At 36.8% G+C, this 20,681-nt stretch carries 11 protein-coding genes; 8 read left to right on the top strand and 3 right to left on the bottom strand.

Features of this window, described 5'->3' with window-relative positions; translation table 11 throughout:
* Window positions 1–86 precede the first annotated feature (86 nt).
* Both EG342_RS20575 and EG342_RS20570 read left to right on the top strand, forming a co-directional pair.
* Window positions 87–10,388, top strand: coding sequence for an RHS repeat-associated core domain-containing protein (locus EG342_RS20575; RefSeq protein ID WP_164465210.1), 10,302 nt, complete (start codon window positions 87–89; stop codon window positions 10,386–10,388).
* Window positions 10,388–10,735, top strand: coding sequence for a hypothetical protein (locus tag EG342_RS20570; RefSeq protein WP_103292828.1), 348 nt, complete (start codon window positions 10,388–10,390; stop codon window positions 10,733–10,735). Before EG342_RS20575 ends, EG342_RS20570 begins: the two co-directional genes overlap by 1 nt.
* 274 nt (window positions 10,736–11,009) lie before the next feature.
* On the opposite strand, the gene EG342_RS20565 is transcribed toward EG342_RS20570, so the two are convergent.
* Window positions 11,010–11,840, bottom strand: coding sequence for a M12 family metallopeptidase (locus tag EG342_RS20565; RefSeq protein ID WP_103292827.1), 831 nt, complete (start codon window positions 11,838–11,840; stop codon window positions 11,010–11,012).
* A gap of 751 nt (window positions 11,841–12,591) precedes the next feature.
* Here EG342_RS20565 and EG342_RS20560 point away from each other — a divergent pair.
* Window positions 12,592–14,391: a BamA/TamA family outer membrane protein gene (locus tag EG342_RS20560; RefSeq protein WP_103292825.1), complete on the top strand. Its 1,800-nt coding sequence runs from the start codon at window positions 12,592–12,594 to the stop codon at window positions 14,389–14,391.
* A 31-nt stretch (window positions 14,392–14,422) separates the two neighbouring features.
* On the opposite strand, the gene EG342_RS20555 is transcribed toward EG342_RS20560, so the two are convergent.
* Entirely contained in the window at window positions 14,423–15,205 is a 783-nt protein-coding gene (locus EG342_RS20555; RefSeq protein ID WP_103292824.1) for a helix-turn-helix transcriptional regulator, read from the bottom strand.
* A gap of 94 nt (window positions 15,206–15,299) precedes the next feature.
* On the opposite strand from EG342_RS20555, the gene EG342_RS20550 reads away from it, so the two are divergent.
* From EG342_RS20550 to EG342_RS20530, 5 genes are all read left to right on the top strand, one after another.
* A complete protein-coding gene (locus EG342_RS20550) occupies window positions 15,300–15,539 on the top strand; it encodes a hypothetical protein (RefSeq protein ID WP_103292823.1) in 240 nt (79 codons plus the stop codon).
* Entirely contained in the window at window positions 15,496–16,860 is a 1,365-nt protein-coding gene (locus tag EG342_RS20545; protein WP_246008669.1) for a TolC family protein, read from the top strand. Before EG342_RS20550 ends, EG342_RS20545 begins: the two co-directional genes overlap by 44 nt.
* A gap of 78 nt (window positions 16,861–16,938) precedes the next feature.
* Entirely contained in the window at window positions 16,939–17,916 is a 978-nt protein-coding gene (locus EG342_RS20540; RefSeq protein ID WP_246008668.1) for an HlyD family secretion protein, read from the top strand.
* A 5-nt stretch (window positions 17,917–17,921) separates the two neighbouring features.
* The gene (locus EG342_RS20535) at window positions 17,922–19,511 is read left to right on the top strand and encodes an MFS transporter (RefSeq protein ID WP_103292820.1); all 1,590 of its coding nucleotides are present in this window, start codon (window positions 17,922–17,924) and stop codon (window positions 19,509–19,511) included.
* Between the two features lie 93 nt (window positions 19,512–19,604).
* Complete coding sequence (locus EG342_RS20530; RefSeq protein WP_103292819.1) at window positions 19,605–19,955, top strand: VOC family protein; 351 nt, start codon at window positions 19,605–19,607, stop codon at window positions 19,953–19,955.
* A 31-nt stretch (window positions 19,956–19,986) separates the two neighbouring features.
* Here EG342_RS20530 and EG342_RS20525 read toward each other — a convergent pair whose 3' ends face one another.
* Window positions 19,987–20,676, bottom strand: coding sequence for a response regulator transcription factor (locus EG342_RS20525; protein ID WP_103292818.1), 690 nt, complete (start codon window positions 20,674–20,676; stop codon window positions 19,987–19,989).
* Window positions 20,677–20,681 lie beyond the last annotated feature (5 nt).

Raw genomic sequence — 20,681 nt, 5'->3', positions numbered from 1 at the left:
TCGTATGCTTTTTTGCAACTATGTTCATATTTGCGAGCTTTACGAAGGAAGACCGGCAAAAAGTTCGGTCCTTCAAACTTCGGATGATGGATAAATACATCTATCACTCAAAACAGGACGATGCAGATTCAACAGAAAGTTCAGAATATAAAAGTCCTGAACATAAGAATCCTGATATTATAAAAGCAGAAAATATAGAAAATAAAGAAGTTGCCCCCACGGATACTTTTTCCAAAGTTTTATTTTCAGAAAATAAAGATGCAGACCATATTTTTAATTCTGAAGAAAGACAGGGAACTATCGGAGAGTTTTCAGATGAGGAATCTGACAATGCAGCCGACAACTTCTTTACGATCACTATTCCTGAAATAAAGCAACAGAATGCAACAGCGTACCTGGTGTATGATCTTTTCGGATTGGATTCTTACCATTCCGTTTCTAGATCGATCAATAAAAATATTGCCTTTGGAGGAAATGTTATTGTTGCCAGCAGCAAATGGAGTACTCAAAAAGAGGAGATTCCATTACATTCTTTAGAAAAAGGAAAAAATACTATATTATTTACTTCTTCTCTGAATGGAGTAAAATACAAAGTGAAAAATGTTAAAATTGTTTTTGAAGATAATTTTAAACCGGCAGATCATGTTTCATCTTTATTATCAGGAAATAGCCTTTATGTTAAAGGTGTTGAAAACGGGTCTGTGCATATTAATGACAAATCAATATCATCTGTAAAAGGAGAATATGAATCATTAATTGAATTGACAGAAGCAGATAAAGCAAAAGGATCTGTTCAAATTACCACTCCGGGCGGAGTAAGAGAATATAAGATTCCTGAGAGTAAAACTTCGTTCAAAACACTGAGTGAAGAAAAGTATGTTCCTGCTACCATCATGATTTCAAAAGATGCAGAACATATAGAGTCTTATGAAAATTCAACACTTTCTATTGAAAAGAATTCTGTAGAGACTAATGCTGAGGTTAAGATTTTAAAATTGAGAAAGAAAGACTTTCCTTCCATTTCCGGGGAAATTAAAAACATGACGGCCAATTCCGGCGCATACCGTTTGGAAAACCGCGTGGGAGAATTTACAAAAAAGATGGTTTTCTCTTTCCCTTATGATGAAAAGAAATTAGGAGCAAGATCTGCAAAAGAGTTAAAGGCTTTTTATTTTGATTATGCATCGAAAAAATGGAGAGTTGATCCTACCAGTAAAGTAGACAAAGAGAAAAAAGTTGTTACTGTTGAGACAAAAGGAGATACCGATTATATCAATGGGGTTATCTCTGTTCCTGAATCTTCAAAACTGGAAGCATTCGCTCCTACAAGCATAAGCGGCTTAAAAGCAGCCGACCCTACTGCCGGTCTGCAGCTGATGGGAGTTCCTACCGCAACACAGAAAGGTGATGCCAGTGCTAATTATCCGATCCGTGTTCCGGCAGGTATTGGAGGAATGCAGCCTTCGGTATCGATTGGTTATAGCAGTGGAGGAGGAAATGGTTGGATGGGAGACGGTTGGAATATCAATGGCTTGTCTGCTATCACAGTAGATACGAAATGGGGTGCTCCATTATTTGATGGAGGAAAGGAAACGGAGCTGTATTCTTTTGATGGAGAAATGCTTGTATATCCCAACGAATATCTTCCTCATAGACATAATGATATGAGTGAAAACAATGGAGCTATTACTACAGAAAAACAGGAAAGGTCTTCTTATACAAACAATGGCGTAAAACAGTTTTATTTAAGAAAGAATCATGATTTTACCCTTATTGAAAGAATAGGGACAAGCCCGGGTAATTATACATGGAAGATAACCTCAACGGATGGTACCAAAAGATATTACGGCGGTTCATCAGATTCTATGTTGTATGGATCGGGAGGTGTTGCTCATTGGGGGCTTCGGATGGTAGAAGATGCCCACGGTAACACGATGGAGTTCACTTATTATAATGAATCCGGAGGCGGAGGTACATTTTATCAGATTAAAAAGATCGCGTATGGAAGAAATAAGGATTATACAGTCAACTTCAACAAAGAAACGAGTATTACCAGACAGGATATTACGACCAATGCGAAACAAGGATTGGTACGATCAGAGCCTTATTTGTTAAAAAGTGTTGAGGTTAAATATAAAAATGAACTGGTGAGAACCTATAAAATGGATTATATCGCGGGTGAGTTCTTTAAAACCCTTTTAAAGAGAATTTATATCGTTCCGAATAATCCATGTTCAACAACTCTTCCTTTAGCCAAATCAGTTGCCGAAAATAAAGAGCCTACAGGTGAAAAGACCGCAAGCAATGGCTCCACAAGCAGAGACAGGGATATGGATGATGGAACTGGTGGCGGTGGCGGAGGTCCCGGGGGTATTGAGCCTACCTGTAATGAGATTTCAGACAGCTATACTTTTGAATATTATGATGATGTGAAAGATTCGCAGGGGAATGTAAGGATATTTGGTCCTGATACCGGAATCAGTCTTCAGAATGATAAAGAAGCGTATTCCGGATTGGTAAGAGCTTTAGTTACTCCTTCTAAAATTAATGGAAACATCAGTTCTGAAACGGGATTAAATGTTAGAATTGCAGCGGGGTTAAATTTCTATACACCTTCCAGTGATCCTTACGGACATCTGATGTTTGGTTTTCCGTTTGGAAGCTCCAGTGCAAAAGCAAGAAATGCCCAACAATTGGTAGATTTCAATGGTGATGGGATACAGGATATGATTTACAGGGTTCCAGATGAAGGATTATTCCTGAGAACCGGAAAGTTAGATGAGGCAGGTAATCTGACTTTCAATAAATCTGAACGAATCGGGAATTTTCCCGGAGGTGATTTTAATTACACAGAAACCAGTACCAGCAACAGTGGATGGGACATGGGAGCGATGGTTTACAGCAAATCTGAAATTGGTTCTTCTACTCAAGGTACTACAAAAACGTATTTGATTGATGCCAATTCGGATGGCTTGATGGATATTGTCAACAACGGGCAGGTATGGTTCAACAGGTTCAGTTCCGGGAAATCTGAAATGACCCAGCATTCTGAGTATACCGAGAATATGGTTGTAAAAGCGAAAGCAATCCAGAAGCCGGTAAGGGAATGTGGGGATCCGGGACAATACTCATATCCTTGTCCTGAGGAACCGGTAAAAAACTATATTGACATTAATGATGTTGTAAAAGTTTGGGTAGCACCCAGAGACGGATATATCAGATTTAACGATGCTGTTTCAATAGAATCAAGCCCATTTAGTAGGTCAGGTTCAATGTATTATAGTGTCGAGATAAAGAATCCTACTCCTTTGAGTAGTGGGGGAACAGATACTTTTACTAATACCAGAATATATTTAAAGGAAATTCTTGCAACATACGGTATTCAAGATATATTAATAAACAAATACAATGATTTTTATAATGATATGCAGTCAGTTGCTGCAGATCCTAATTTTCCTATTCCAAATGGTATAAATAACCCTAATCAGTTATTTGTAAAAAGTGGTGAGAAGATTTATGTGAGGGTGCATAAAAATATAGTTAAAGATATTCCTGTGTATTCAAATCCTAAAATTACCTATGTGGATCAATATGGTAATGATATTCCCAATACAATTGAATTGTCTCAGGATCAGTTTCAATTAAATAACGAAGATTATAACAGCAATTTTCTTCTTAATAATGTTTCCGCACCTATTCTTCTGGACGCTCCCGGAACTGTTGCTATTACTATACCATCCTTTACGTTTCCTTATTTATCAGATGATATAAAGTTCAGAGTGGTAGCCGAAAAGGTAAATTCAGGAACGATAACTGATTTAATTACTCCGGAGATTTATAATCAATTGAATCTGACAACACAGGCTCATACGTTAAATCTTACTGTAAATGCGGGTGAACCGGTTTATTTGAGATTTATTGTTGAATCTGATTCTTTTACCAATTTTAAAGATGCCAACTGGAATTCTCTAATTTCTGTAAATTATATCGCTTCAGTAAACTATGGTAGTGGCAGTGCAACTGTTATCTCGCAGGGAATTGCAGAATATCCGTCTTTTGTTGTTACTCAATTAGAACCTCAACTGGAGATTCATAATGTTCCACACAGTATTTTATTAGCAGGAAGCCATAATTTTGGAGTGCAGATTAATAAAAATGTTACAAATTTTTCCAGTTTAGGAACGGGATCATTCTATTATATAATAAAGAAAAGTGGCCGGGTTTTAGCTAAAAGAAGGGTTATTGTTTCTCATACAAACAATACTCTTATAGAAGAAGATATGATAGCCGGACAGCCTGTTACAGGAGTTGCTCCCATTAATTTTTATACAGGACTTGTTGATAATCCAACAGGTCGTAGGGAGGTGACCACTGTGGAGGTATATTGTAAAACAGGAGGAGATTATGCGTTATTTAATAAATATTCTGAATACTTTTCAGGAAGACCGTTCAATGTATATTATGATAATGTAAATCTTTACGGTAATACCACTGCAACAGCTGTAAATACTGCAATGTACAATTCAAAATCGTTCTTTTTTAACAATTGGGGACAATTTGTGTACAAAGCAGGAAGCCTTTCAGACTATCTGTATGGGTGGCCTATTAATTATGGAGATTTTGCTACACCAATTGCGAATCAGAATACGTATCCGGCATGCCAAAATCCAAATATTGCCAATAATCATGATGCATTGGTGAATTGTATTTTAAATGAAACACCAAACCCTAATGCCGGTAATAATGCAATATCATCCAATATATTGTTAATGAAGCCGGTGTTTACAAAGGTTGGCAAATTCAAAATGGGAGTTTGGGCAGGTTTAGCACCCAACCAATATTCGTCAGGAGGAGGTTTCAGTACTAACGATAATGTAAGTTATTTTACTGATCCGGTTCCTACTGTACCAGCGCCAATCCCTACAACATATGTTTCAGGTCAGCTTTCTGTAGATACTACCATGAGGGCTATCGACAAAGATCAAAGAAGCAGGGCAAGAAATAAAACCCAGGGTGGAAGTTTAGGCCCTGTAAGTGGAGGGAATTCTATCACAGATCTTGATTACAGTGTGGAAAATCAGACGTTTTCGGATATGAATGGAGATGGGTATCCTGATATAGTATATCCAAGATCCATGCAATTTACCAACGCTACAGGAAGTTTGGAAGATATCAAGGCTAATTCCTATGGAGAGCCGACTCAGTCTCTAAGTTACCAAAAAAATAATTCTGCCGGATTCTCTTATAATGCATTCTCAGTAACGGGAAGAATCGGAGCGCATGGCCGTAATGGAACGTCCACTCAGCCTGATACCGGAATTCCATGGTCCGGAAGTGCATCAGTAAGTGCCAACCTTAATCAGTATTATGACTCATACGATGCCGGAGGAAGTTTCTGGATGGATATTAACGGAGATGGACTTCCCGACAGAGTGACCGGAGGACATACACCTTATATGAGAGTGGCTTTGAATTTAGGTAAAAGCGTAGGTTCAGCTGCAGCTTATGAAAACATACTTACGTATCGCTCTCACCCAAAAGGGAGTACCAGTATCTCTTTAGGTGGAGGGCTTGGTTCTTCGGCCAACCTGGGAGCTCTTTCCAGTTTTGGATTTGGAATCAGTGCTGGAGTAAGCGCTTCTTCTTCAATAGGATCGGCAGATGTAGTATATGAAGATGTAAACGGAGACGGATTAATTGATCTGTTACAAGTTAATGATAATCTGGCAACTACTACAGTAAGATACAATCTTGGAAATAAATTTGACACAGGAGTACCTCTGCTAAAAAGCGGTGGAAATATTGATTTCTCTGACGAAACAAAATCATATAACGGATCATTCTCTTTCGGAGGAAGCTTTATGTTCAATATGGGGCCTATTACGCTGATACCTCCTGTTGTTATATTGATTCTCTGGATTAAAGCTGGGGGCGGAGCCAATGTGAATCTGGGAATGAACGTTAGTGAAACAAGAAAAACATTCAGAGATATGAATGGTGACGGATTTACAGACTTAGTTCAGGATACAAACAGTGGATTTATCGTCAACTATTCACAAATAGGAAGAACAAACAAATTAAAATCAATTACCAATAGTTTCTCAAAAGGAACCTATGTAATGGACTATCAGATCACAAGAGCGAATTATGATAATCCACATGCTAAGTTAATCGTAAAAGATATCAGTGTATGGGATCCGGATGCATTTTCAAAAAGTTATACAGAGGAGAGCGGAACTAAAATGGAAACCAGATATGAGTTCCGAAACAGAAAGTATGACAGAAGGGAGAGAGAAGATTTCGGTTTTGATACTGTTATTAAAAAGGAAATCAATAATGGTTCATCAGAAAGGGTTTCTACCGATTTATATTTTAACAATACGTATTTGTTAAATGGATTAATTAAGCAAAGTACGGTACAAAGCGGGAATGGGAGCTACTTATCTGATGTGAAGTATAATTATAAATTGAGAAAATTTATGTACAATACTACACTGATCAATCTGAATTCCGATTTACCTTTTGACTATGACAGCGGAGGTAGAGAAGGCAGAAAGATGGCGATTGCATTACTGGATGAAAAAGTAAAAACAGCTTATGAATCCGGAGGAAGTATTGTTACCAAAGATAAATTTACATATACCACAAAAGGTCTTGTTGAAAAATATCAGTATACCAGCCCGTCGACATCTTATAATACAAGAATAACATATCAGGCCGCTGACAATAATATTATTGGCATACCTACACTTGTTGAGGTATATGAAGGAACAACCAACTCACAATTGCTGAGAAGAAGAAGTGCAGAAAATATTAATCTGAGCAACGGAGATGTAGGAAGATACAACATGTTTGATGGATCTGTTGATACCCCTACGGATATTCAATACAATACTGCCGGAAACATTATAAAAGTTACTTATCCGGAAAATAGCAATGTAAACGGTCCACAGCGGTATTCAGTTAATTATACCTATGATGATGCGGTAACAGGTAAATATGTTGTGGAAGTAAAAGATGTTTTCACTATTAAATCCTCTGCAACATATAATCCTCTTTTCGATGTAGTAACGAGAAAAGTAGATACAGGAGGAAATGCTATGGTATTTACATATGACGGTTTCGGAAGAACAAGAACAATCATGGGGCCAAATGAAATTGCAAATGGTGCTACTGTTCCTACGGTGAAATACAAATACTGGTTTGATCATGCTGACATTGCGAATAGTGATTCTGCTATAAAACTGTACAGAGCTTCTACTTCCAACTACGACCCTCAATATGCCAGCTCAGGAAATACCATTATGACAGATACCTATTCCGACTTCTTGGGAAGAATTGTACAGACGAAAAAAGATTTTGAATGGTCTGGGTATGAATCAAGAGCAGTATCAGGAAGGATAGTATATGATGATCTTGGAAGAGCGGTTAAACAACACAATCCTGTAATGGAAGGGGTGACAAATCAGGCTTTAAACCCTGCAAGCAACAGTGCCTCTACTTCCAGTGATTATGATAGCCGGGATAGAATTATTTCCTTTACAGATCAAGATGGTGTGACAACAAAAACCAATTACAGTATTGATCATGAACTTTTCAAAACAACACAAGAGATTTCAAATCAAAAATCGGAAACCTATGCCAATGCAGAAGGAAAAGTAGTACAGAAAGATGATTATCTGGATAGTACCCCACTTTCAACATTCTTTGAATACAATACCATTGGTGAGTTGATGTCTGTAAGAGATCCTGAAGGAATTAAAACAAGATATTCTTATGATCTTGCCGGAAGACGGGTAAAACAAATACATCCTGATAAGGGAAGGATGGTGTACGAATATGATCCCTCCGGAAATCTGGTAACCTTAGAAACAGATAATTTGATCAATGATCCTAGTATCAGCACTCATGTTATTCAATATAAATACGATTATAACAGATTGGTAGGGATTGTATTGCCAGATTTGCCATCAGGAGATCCTAATCCAAACAATGTTTCTTACGAATATTATCCTTCAACACCGGGGAATAATGCAGGGAAACTTCGTATAAAAGATGAAGGATCGGGAAGCACAAAATATACCTATGGAAGAATGGGTGAGGTACTTTCAGAAGTAAGAGTAATCAGAGGATATCATATACCTGAAATGTATTTTAAAACCTCGTTTAACTATGACAGTTGGAACCGTATTACGAAAATCAAGTACCCGGATAATGAAGTTGTTTCCTATCACTATGATAAAGGAGGAATGCTTAAATCAGTGGATAATAATAATGGAGAAATCTATATAAACAATGCGAACTACGATTATTTCGATCAGCGTTTAGGAATTACTTACGGTAACGGAACTTCTCAGTCATATGGATACAACTCTACTGATAGAAGACTGGATTATTATAACTTAAACGCTCCATCATCTTCAATGTTGCAGAATAGATACAAATATGATGAGTATTCAAATATCATCAAAGTTACCAATATTGCAAACCCTCAGGGAAATGGAATGGGCGGAGCCTTTGATTTTGAATTCGGGTATGATACGTTGAACAGGTTGGTTGGAACAGGTACGAGGAAAATCATTTTAGATGGTGAAAATCAACCTATACCTACTTCTAATTTTGCCCAGTCAACCTATGAGCTTGAAATGCATTATAATGATGTAGGTGGTATTACAGGAAAAAGACAACACCATGAAAGAGATCAGGTGGTTGTATCGGAAAATACTTATGAAAATCGATATAAATATATTGATGGCACTCATAAGCTTCAGAGTGTAGATGATAGTTCAACCGGGAATAATGAAGTATTTGAATATGATTTCAATGGAAATGTAGTCGCACATAGTGATCAGAATGGAACAAGAAAAATGTTCTGGGATGAGCAGGATCGTATGAAAGCATTCTATAATGATAATACAGGAGTTTTCCAGTATTATACTTACGATGACGCAGGAGAAAGAGCCGTTAAATACGGATTGGAAGTTCCTGCACAACTGTACCAAAACGGATCGCCGGTACTTATTGATGACTTAAGACTGATTGATTATAAGTTGTATCCGAATCCATATATAACTGTGAGTTCTTCAGGTCAGTATACGAAGCATTATTTTGACGGCTCAAAAAGATTTGCAAGCAGATTAATGGATGACACCAGAAGATTTGAAGATCCATCTGTTTTATACACTAGCAGGACAGCTGAAGATAAACCTGAAAAGAAAACGAATGCAGAAGCAGATTTTAAAAAATATCTGGAAAAAACAGATTTAGGAGGAAACGTATCGGTTGAGCTTAGAGAAGTGTATCAACACACAGGTTTATACTATCTGCATGGAGATCATTTGGGAACAGCAAACTTTGTTACTAATTCTAATGGAGAGACAACGCAATTTTTCTTAAATTTACCTTTCGGAGAAACAATGTTAGAGCAGATGGACGGATCATATAACAATCCATACAAATTTAACGGAAAAGAATTAGATGAGGATACAGGACTGTATTATTATGGAGCAAGGTATTATAACCCGAGATTGAGTATTTGGTATGGGGTAGATCCGTTGGGAGAGAAGATGCCGAGTTGGTCACCATATGTTTATACATTTGATAATCCAGTGAAATATGTCGATCCAACTGGTATGATTGCTGAGAACGCCAGTAGACCTCCTGATTGGTACCAAAATAATAGTACGGGTAATTATGAATGGAAGGATACAACAAAGGAAATTAATGGCTACAGACATATAGGCAAAAGTGAAAGTATTGGAGCTCATGGAGATGGATCTGACAGAATGTATTATTTGCATGCGAATGGTTCTGCCACAGAAAGAACAGGAGATGGGAAAATTACACTTGATCATGCAGAAGGAGGAAGATCTATGAGAATGGTTTCGGGTGGTACGATTACAACTTCCCAAACAAGTGTAAGTGGTCTGGCAGCTCAGGTTTCATATACACATCAAATAGCGGGGCCTGTAGGAGTTACGGGAAGTCTTGGTTATGTAGCAGATTCTTATGGTGGAGTTTTTGGAGGAAGTTTCTATTACTCTTATGGCTTTTCTGTGTCAAACGGTAGTGGTCTTTCTGCTGATTTTAATACAATAAAATCTACGAATCCAGAAACTTTATTTAAGGTTAGTGACTTTAAAGGATTTGGAAATAGTTTTACTACTGGTTTTGGAGGTGGCTTTTCATGGGGAGGATCATCGTTGACTCAAAAAGCTAATGGCTTGGACATTTCACGTGGCCAGGAGTGGGGTGCATACCCTGGTGGGTATACTACTTTTGGATTTTCATACGGTTTATCCAAACCAGCATTTGGAGTTTCATTTTCGAGAACTCAGACTAGATTTGTTAAAGATGTTGTTAAAGACGCTAAAAGTATTTTGAAATAATGAGTAGAAACAAGAATTTATTAATAATGCTAATTGTTATTGTGATGGTATTTTTATACAATCTTATATTCCCATCAAAAAACAAAGGTAGTTTTCTAGATGAAGTGAGAGAAAAGGAAATAAAATCAATAGTTAGCAAAAAATACATTAATTATGATAATCACAATATAGCATTCGTAGTGTATGGAAATAAAGATAGTATTGTGGTTTATAGAGATTGGTGGGATAAGATTGTGGTTGGGGACTCAATAATAAAGCCAAAAGGTTCTTTAGAAGTAATTATAAAAAATTCTGATAAATTTGAAAAATTTAATTATGAAGATAAATTTGGTCTCGATAATCAATAGCTTTTGTGTAAATTTTTTTTAAAATTATCCACCTATACCACGCACGATCACATCGTGTGAAAGTAAAAAGCCACTGCAATTGCAGTGGCTTTTATCTTAAATTTACTCATTTTTATAAAAAACGTCTTTAATTTTTTTAGCAGCAAATGGTTTATGGATGATTTTAAAACCGCAAAGTGATCTCTTCAATTACAATCTCTATATATAATTATACAAATACAAAAGCCTACCCTGTGTATACAAGGTAGACAAATATTTTGCTAAACCGATATTCTTATTTTGGATACACTGTCCCGATAAACTGCTTATCTGTAGCCGATAAAACCGTATTATTTCCAACACTGAATCCGTTGGTGGTGAGATCTGAACTTATGCTATAATGCATAATTGACAATTTGTCGTAAGCACTGTACTGAGTTTGTGTTGTTGAGTACTTCGCAAAAAGATTGTTGTCAACCTGAGCCTGAGACCAATAATTAGGATAACCTGCGTAATAGGCATACACTTTTGGTTTATCCCATGGGATCGCAGCTAATGGATGTTGGTGCTCATGGATCATCCCTAGTGCATGCCCGAATTCATGGATCGTGGTTCTGCTGAATTCAGAATCACTGGTGTTGTCATTAAACCAGCCGAAGTTCATAGTTTCTTTATTAGAAGCAATACCAAGAGCATCTTTTCCTATATATGAATAAGAGCCGGCACCGGACGTAAACGTAACACGAATCTGTGCTGTTCCGCTGGTGACAAAATTAAAAGTAATATTGGCATACTGTGACCACTCCTTTGCATATTGCATTACTTTATTGCGCACTTTAGTAGTTCCACCAGAAAGTAGTACTGTAAGAACAGTTCCGTTCGGCCATTTTTTACTGGTAACAACAGCTCCTTTTGAGGCCGTTCCTGGAATATAGGATTCGCCGGGTAGATAAACATCCTTACACATTTGTGTATTTTCGAAACCTTTAGCAATATCTCCTGCTGGTACCGGTTGTAACGATTCGGTTTTTTGCTCCGGAGGGCTGATAGTATCATTGGTAGTATTACAAGATACCATACTGATTGAAATGAATGAGCCAAGTAAGATTTTTTTGTGTAATTCCATAAATTGTGGTGTTTTAATGTTATAATATAAATGTGTAATGTGTCTGAGGTGTTTTGATGCACTTGTTAGTGTTGATAGTTCACATTGCAAAAAATAGCATCAGGTTTTTTTAATATCACAAGATCATAACGAGAACATTTTCTAAACAGCAAGTTGAAAAGAGTAAAAATTAAGATCAGAAAACAAAATCGTTAATTTTTTTCATAATCTTAAAGTATTTCAGTTTAGTAATATTTTATGATCTTGTTAACAATCAAATGTATTATAAAAAGTTATTTTTTACTTTTATTTTTCTTGTAAATTAAATTATACTTGCATCTACTTACATACTACACCTTGTTGTATTTGCTTTATATAGGGCATTCCAAGGTGGTAAGATTTGAACTGTAATATTGATAATATATCAATTAATTGGGATTAACGTTAAATTATACGCGAATAATTTCGGTTAATTTTGTTAAAAATAGTAGTCTTTTTTGTAAAATGAACGAATTATAGTCGATTTGAAAAGTAAAAAAATATTTATAATTCATCATATTTTGATAAATTTTATTTGATTCAAAAAAGTCATTTGATTTGAATACCATTTTATGGGGCGTTTTTTTAAAACATATCATCGGTTTGTACCACAAAAGTTCAAATAATCAAAAGAAAGCCGTTCCGGCATTGGATAATTCAGGATATTAGCCTATTTTTAATCTCAATTGGCGTATAAATTGATATGATAATCTCTTTTGAATTTTGATGACTAATGACTAGATCGATTGCAATTTTAATTTTCATTTTTAGCACGTTTTTCTCTTTGCATGCACAGGAAAAAAAAGACTCGCTGTATTATAAAATAGAAGAATTTTCAGATAAAAGAAAGGTAACCAAATTCATTCATCGCCTCATATTCCGTAGGGAGGCGGATTCTACGTCTGTAAAGTCCAGGACTGAAAAGCTGGCCCAGGAGACCTATAACAAAAAATACATCAGAAAGATAAGGGTTGAAGCCATTGACCCTTTTGGTTATGGTTCCAAAGACAATAAAGAAAGGATTAAATGGTATGACTGGCTGACGGATCATCTTCATTCTACAACAAGAGTTTCTACGGTTGATAATTATTTGCTCTTTAAAGAAGGCGAAGAATATAATGCTCAGAAGCTATACGAATCAGAACGTCTGCTCAGAGCGATGCCATTTGTCAACAGAGTCAATATTGGCGTTGAAGAAAGTAGCTCTGACAAAGATTCTATCGACGTCGTAGTAAGAGTGCTTGATTCCTGGAGTTTAAAACCGAGGGTAAGTTACTCAGGAAGTAAAATTGGTTTGGGAGTTACCGAAGAAAATGTACTGGGGTTAGGTCACACTTTTGATTTCCTGTACCGAAATGACTCCAAAGAGAAGCAAAATTACCTTTTGGGAAGCTATACCGCTTACAATCTTTTTGGTTCTTACATCAATGCTCAGATTCTTGGGGAAAGAGATTTTTTTAGAAATGAAAGAATCAATTTCAATGTCAGAAGAGACTTCTTCTCACCGTTAACAAAATGGGCGGGAGGTTTTACATTTGAATACTTTATGCGGAATGTTTTACTTCCGATAGGAACGGACACCACTTACCCGGAAGTTCAGATTAAAGTGTACAACCAGGATTTGTGGGGTGGTTATCAGATTCCCATTTCATCAGATCCTACTGAAAAGGTCTCCAGCAATATTGCGATCATCGGAAGATTTCAGAATTATCAGTACAAAGACAGTCCAGGTATCGATCAATATCAATATTTTAAATCTTACAACAGTTTTCTGATGTCTGTCGGGTTTATCCGCAGAAACTTCTCGGTTCAGAGAAACATTTTTCAATATGATTTACCTGAAGATATTGCCTATGGTAACTCAGTAAATCTTACTGCCGGAGGCTTGTCCAGAAGCGGTGATGTGAAGCCGTATGTGGGCATTTCTGCATCTTACGGCGATTTTACAAGGCTTGGATATTTTACTGTGAAAGCCCAGTTTGGAAGGTTTTTTAACGAAGACGAACAAAACCGGGAGTCTTTCCGCCTGGATGGAACCTATTTTACCCCACTTATGGATTGGAAATTTGCAAAAGTAAGACACTTCTTTTCACCAACTCTGGCATTGGGAAATCCACAGCATAATTATTCTTATAAAGACAGAATTACGCTTACTTCGCCTGATGAATTTCCTGTATACAATTCAGATTATATCGGAACGAAAAAGCTGGTTTTAAGATACCAGCTCCAGATGTTCATCAATAAAACCTGGAAAAATTTCCATTTTAGCCCCTATTTAACTGCAGCTGTCGGCTGGTTAGGAATGCCGAATGATACCCTTCTGAAAACAAAAGTAAACACAAAAATAGGAATCGGGGTTTTGATTAATAATCCGTTTCTGGTTTTCAACAGAATTCAAATCTCTTTTATGTATTATCCTCGTGTTCCTTTTGATAATAATTCGGTTTTTGATTTCAACAGCAACCGTAATAACCTTTTACCGATAAATAATTTTGGAACCGATATTCCGCATTTTGTGAATTTTGGAAATTGATAGAAATACTCAAAATAAAATACCTCATTTTTTATAACATTGCTTTAAACTCACTGGGCCTCATATTGGTAAGCTGGAAAAAAGTATTGCTAAAGGCTGATATGTTTGAGTATCCCACTTCATAAGCCAGTTCTGTAACCGTAAGATGAGTGTCTTTCATGAGTTCCATGGCCCGGATCACACGAAGCATTTTTATATATTGAACAAAAGAGATATGCAGTTTCGTTTGAAATAGCCTTGTCAGACTCCGAACACTCATACCGAATTTACTGGCCGTATCCTCGAGAGTAAGAGGCTCACTGATTCTTTTTCGTAAATCGGCAGTAATGCTGTTCAGTCTTTCATCCTCTGTGGTGGGAAGCTGAATCGAGAATTTTTTCAGTTTTTCTTTTGATAGGAGCGTTTGTAAGGTGTGTAGAAATTCATATTCCCATTCTCCTTCAAAATAATTACCCTGCCATTTTTCACTGAAAACAAGCATCTCCGAAAGGAGTTTGCTTACCGGATATATTCCCAATTGAGTATAAAATTCGTCTCCGCTACCTTGCGGGAAATAGATATTAATAATGTGTAAATCCTGAGCATTATACAGCAGATTATGAGGATAATTTTGAGGAATCCATATATAATGATTGGAAGGAATGTAATAATCTCTTTCATGAGTTTGCAAGTACGCGATACCTCCAAATACTAAAAGCAGCTGTCCCTTCTTGTGCTGGTGTGCCGGCAGCCGTTGTTCCGTCTGCTGTCGCATTACCAAAATGGAATCATCATACTGATCCACAATCCTGTTAAGCTCCTGTAAGAAATTCATTTGGCTAAAATAGACAAAAATTAGGCTAATTATATAAAATGACACTACTGGCGATGAAATAATTTTGTATCAAAGTTTTATTAATACATCGCTTATGGAAAACAAGATATATAAAGATCCGGCAAACAATAGAACGGTTACCGGAAATTCAACGGAAGACAATATGCAGAAGATTGATTTTTTATTCCATTCTGCGTGTTCATTTCCATTTGTGCCTATGGTGGATTTGTCTTTTGCAGTGGATGAATTGATCACTCTCATAAAGACCTGGAAACAAAGAAAAAAGAATCATGAAAAACAAGAGCTTAGCCAACAGAAAAATGCAGCAGTATAAATTGATTACGTTCATAGGCATTGTCGTTTTTCTAATTTCTCCACAGAATAAAGCTCAAACTTCAGATAGTACTCAGGTATTGACACTGGAAAAAGTATGGAGCATTTCAGAACTTCATAACAGACAGTTAAAGTTGTCGGACTTGCATCGTAAAGAAAGCGAGTTAAGCATTATCGAAGCCAAAGATAAGCTTTTGCCGGACTTATCGGTGGCAGGAGATTTTAAATTCAATTCAAAATTTCTTATTTACAACAACGGATTGTTGGCCTCACCGCAAGATGTACCTGTTTCCAATTATGGATATGGCGTGGGATACAATTTTAACTTGAATCTCTACAGTGGCGGAAAGGAAAAAAGGAATATTAAAATGAAAGAAGAAGAGGAAATAATTCAGCAGTATGAATTTGATCTTCAAAAGAATAATACAAAATACAATGCTGCAGTTGCTTATTGTGATCTCTACAAATTCCTGCAGTTTAGGGAATTTATTTCCACTGAAATTTCTTCGGAGAAAAAACAACTTCAGATGATAGAAAACCTTAATAAAAATGGTGTTGTGATGAAAAGCGATGTCTTAAGAACATCTGTCAAATTATCCCAACTGGAATTAAGTTTATCTGATATTGAAAAGAAAATAGAAGTGACCCGGCAAAAGCTCAATATCTTAATGGGACGTGATGGAAACGAATATTTTGAAATCTCCTATCAGAATAGTTTTGAACCTAATACAATCAGAGAACCGGATTATAATGCTTATCTGGATCAGGCTTTAGACCAATCTCCGCAGTATAAGATAGCCTACAGCTACATCAAATTAAGTGAGATGAATATCCAACAGGTGCAATCCGCTGTACTTCCTAAAGTTTCTTTGTATTCCAACTACAATTATACCTTTCCGCAGGTGTCTTTCTATCCTTATTCCAATGATTTATGGGGTTTTGGGCAGACCGGAATCAGAGTACAGTTTTCTATTGATAATCTTTACAAAAACAGGCATTCTGTTGCACATGCCCGAAATCTATCCGATCAGCAGAAAGAAAAGGCGGGCATAAAAAAAGATGAGATCAGAATGCTGGTTAAGGATGCCTATTTACAACAGCAACAGGCAGTGGAAAGTGTAGAAATGGCAGAGAAAAACATTGCAAAGACCACTGAAACAGTTCGTGTAATCAGAAACAGTTATCTGAATCAGGAATCACTTTTAACGGATTTGCTGGATGCCGAGAATGTACTTCTTGAAGCAAAACTCAATCTGACTACAGCACAGGTTACTTTAAAACTCAGCCATATCAGATTACTGGCAATCATAGGAATACTTTAATGAATATAAAAAATGAATAAAAATAAAACAGACAAAATCATTGTGCTCGTCACTAAATGGTTGGGAATAATAGTATTAATGGCAATCATAATTTGGGGAGGGGTGTACTTCTGGAAAGGCTATCGGTATGAACAAACTAATGATGCACAAATAGATGCGTATTTATCTCCGGTTAATGTAAAAGTAGGAGGGTACATCAGCAAAATATACTTTAAAGACAATCAGCAGGTTAAAAAAGGAGACACTTTGGTCGTTATCGAACTTGATGAATATGGGCTTAAAAAAGATGCTGCGGTGGCTGAATTGATGAGTTCCCGAGCTAAATTGCCTATTCTCTCGGCTAATGAAGAAACACAAGGCAAAAGTATCGAGGTGATCAAAGCACAACTATCAGGCACAAAAGCAAAGCTGGATCAACAACAAAGAGAATATGAACGCTATAAAAATCTGCTGGCCGATGAGTCGACAACCCAACAAAAATTTGATAATGTAAGTACCTCTCTGGCCATCAACCAATCCGATTACGAACAAACGAAAGCTACTTTACGGGTTGCTGAATCCAGGTTGAATGATATTAAAGCACAACGCTTTGCGATAGCTGCAGAAATAAAGATCAAAGAAGCTTTATTGGGCAGACAAGAGCTGGAGATTAAATATACGGTGATCACGGCACCATTTAATGGGCAGATCGGGAAAAAGACCATTCAGGAAGGACAGCTGGTGCAACCCGGCCAGACATTAGCTTTCATGGTGAATGATTCCGAAGAAAAATGGGTAATCGCCAACTTCAAGGAGACGCAGATCAGCCATTTTAAAACAGGCCAGAAAGTGTCGGTAGAAGTGGATGCATTTCCTGACGAAAAGTTTGCCGGATCTATAGAGTCTCTTTCTCCAACGACTGGATCAAGATATTCCTTGCTTCCGCCTGATAATGCGACCGGGAACTTTGTAAAAATTACACAACGCATTCCGGTTCGGATAAAACTGACTGATGGACCCGGGAAACTGGCGCGTCTTTCTGCGGGAATGAATGCCAATGTTTATGTTATAAAATAATAAGGATGCAGGCACATAAAATTCCCGTTTTTAAACCATGGGTATCAGAATGGCTGGCAAGAGCAGTGATATTTTCCATATTGATGACTTGTCTGTATAGTTTTGCTTTATTTACCAGCCCGGTAACGATTATGGGGTTTTACGGAGTGGAGTCAACGGATATTCAATACGCAATGGTTGTTATTTATGGTTCTACAGTGGCTTTTTTGGCATTGGATTTCCGGATGGTTAAATATTTTGCTCCTCGCAAATACCTTTTAACGGCTCTAGCCATCAATGCTGGATGCTCGGTACTTTGTTTCCACACGAGAAACTGGACTCTTTTTATGATGTGTCAGTTTGTTCAGGGAATTACCTGTGCGCTGATGTCAGGAATCGTGTTGAATTTAATATTTCCCCGTTTAGAATCTACACGGGCAAGAGTTATCGGCTACACCATATTGTATGGGGGAATACAGACTTCAGTTCCTTTATATTCAATTTATTACAGCGCGGTACTTTACTTTTTTGATTTCAATTGGCTGTTTTATGGATTAAACATTTTACTGATCGCTCTGACGTGTATCGTTTTAATGACCATGAACGGAAAAGCAAGGTTTTATAAAAAAGTTCCCCTTTATCAGGTAGATTGGATAGGGTATCTGTTCTATATTTCTTTTATACTCATCTTAGGGTACATTCTCGTATATGGCCGGCAGCAAGGTTGGTTCGGTAGCTCCAAAATTGTTTTTTTAAGCATAGGCAATTTATTGATCCTGTTCCTTTTTATAAACAGAGAATTAAGATTAAAGCGTCCTTTGATCAACCTGCATATTTTTAAAACAAAGAATTTTGTTATTGGTCTGTTGCTGCTGTTTACATTTTATATTTTTAAAGGAAGTACGGGGCTTGCATATGGCTATCTGGAGGTCATTCTAGGAAACGATCCGCTGAGCACAATTCCTATATGGATTGCCGTCATTGCGGGAACCGTTCTCGGAATGTTTATTATTTCCAGGTTTGTTTTAATGGGCTATAATCTGATAAGAATAATCATTGCAGGTTTTGGAATCATGGGATTGTACTATGCCTATATGCTGATGTTTGTATCTGTTCAAGGCGAAACGATTGATTTTATTGCGCCTTTATTTATCTATGGTATCGCAACGGGGGTACTCTTTGTTCCTATTGTTTCCTTTACTACTTCTGCAGCACCGCCACAAATTGCCATCAACGCTTCACTGGTAGGAATTCTTGCGAGATTTACAGGATTTACATCAAGTTTAGCACTTAATAATGAACTTCAATTATACACCAAATCGGCAGTTCGGGAAAAAATGAGGGAAACATTGAATGAGACCAATCCACAATTTTCAGCTACCTTAGAAGATGTTTATCAAACCTACATGAATGCCGGCAGTGATTTGTATACTTCAAAAAGTGCTTCGGCAGGATATATAAATAATCTTGTAAAAGAGCAAATATTGGCACGCGCTACCAGAGATTATTATGATTTGATGCTTGTAGGAGTGGTTTGTGTTATAGTAATTCTTCTGTTGTTCCCACAAATTCAGAAGGTTGTGCTGAGATTAAGAAAAGGGCAGATCCCTTATTAAAATATCTGAACTGGATAGAATTGATCATAATTTTTTAATTTTGATAATACACAGAAAAATCTATTTAAAAATAAAATTAAAAACCAAAATCACATGGACTTAAAAATACATTCAATAGTCTGGGGGGTAAAAAACCTCGAAAAAGCAATTGCCTTCTGGTCTGAAGCCTTGAATTACCGGTTAAAAAGAGAACCCGATGTAGATTTTGCCATTTTGATTCCCGTTTCAGGAGAAGGTGTACAGCTATCACTGAAATTAACCTCCTCAGAAGAACCTAAACGACATCATATCGATCTGATTACTCACAATCAAAATCAAGAAGTTGAGCGATTGCTTTCTATCGGTGCCACAAAGATGAAAGGCTGGAATTATGGACCGGATGCTGACTACGTCGTGCTGGTAGATCCGGAAGGAAATTCTTTCTGTATTGTACAAGCCCCATAATAGCCTTATTTAAAGAAATCCGTAATTGCTATTACTCGTTTGTTCCCGTTGAGAAACGAAATCCAATACCGTGTATATTCTCAATCAGGATATGATGCTCATTGGCCAATATTTTTCGTAATCTTGAAATGAATACATCCAGGCTTCGTCCCATAAAATAGTCATCATCACCCCATATTGCTTTTAAAATATCCTGTCTTTTCAGAATGGTGTTTTTATTTCTGATAAAATAAAAAAGCAGCTCAGATTCCCTTTGGGTCAGGGTTAAAGAATGTTCATTATCCTTCAGAGTATAGTTTTTGGGATCGAAATCATATTTTCCAACTTTATATTGTGGAGTAATTGAATTTATCTTTTTGGATCTTTTAAGAAATACTTCGATTTTAAGAATAAGTTCTTCAATACTGAATGGCTTTACCAGATAATCATCTGCTCCGATTTTTAACCCTTTGATCCGATCTTCCTTTAACGCTTTGGCAGAAATAAATATAATCGGAATTTCCAGGTTGCTGGAGCGGATCTCTTGTGCCAGATCAAAACCATTAAGCCCGGGCATCATGATGTCAAGTAAACAGATATCAAAACTCTGACTATTGAACGCATCCAATGCTGATTTTCCATCCGCATAATGGTTGATTTCATAGTAGTTTTCCAAGCTGTCCTGTATCAGAAAGGCGATCGTTTCATCGTCTTCTGCATATAAAATTTTAGATTTATCCATTCCTA

Origin of the sequence: Chryseobacterium lactis (assembly GCF_003815875.1) — a bacterium.
Lineage (GTDB): Bacteria > Bacteroidota > Bacteroidia > Flavobacteriales > Weeksellaceae > Chryseobacterium > Chryseobacterium lactis.
This window is presented reverse-complemented; position numbering and strand designations above follow the sequence as displayed.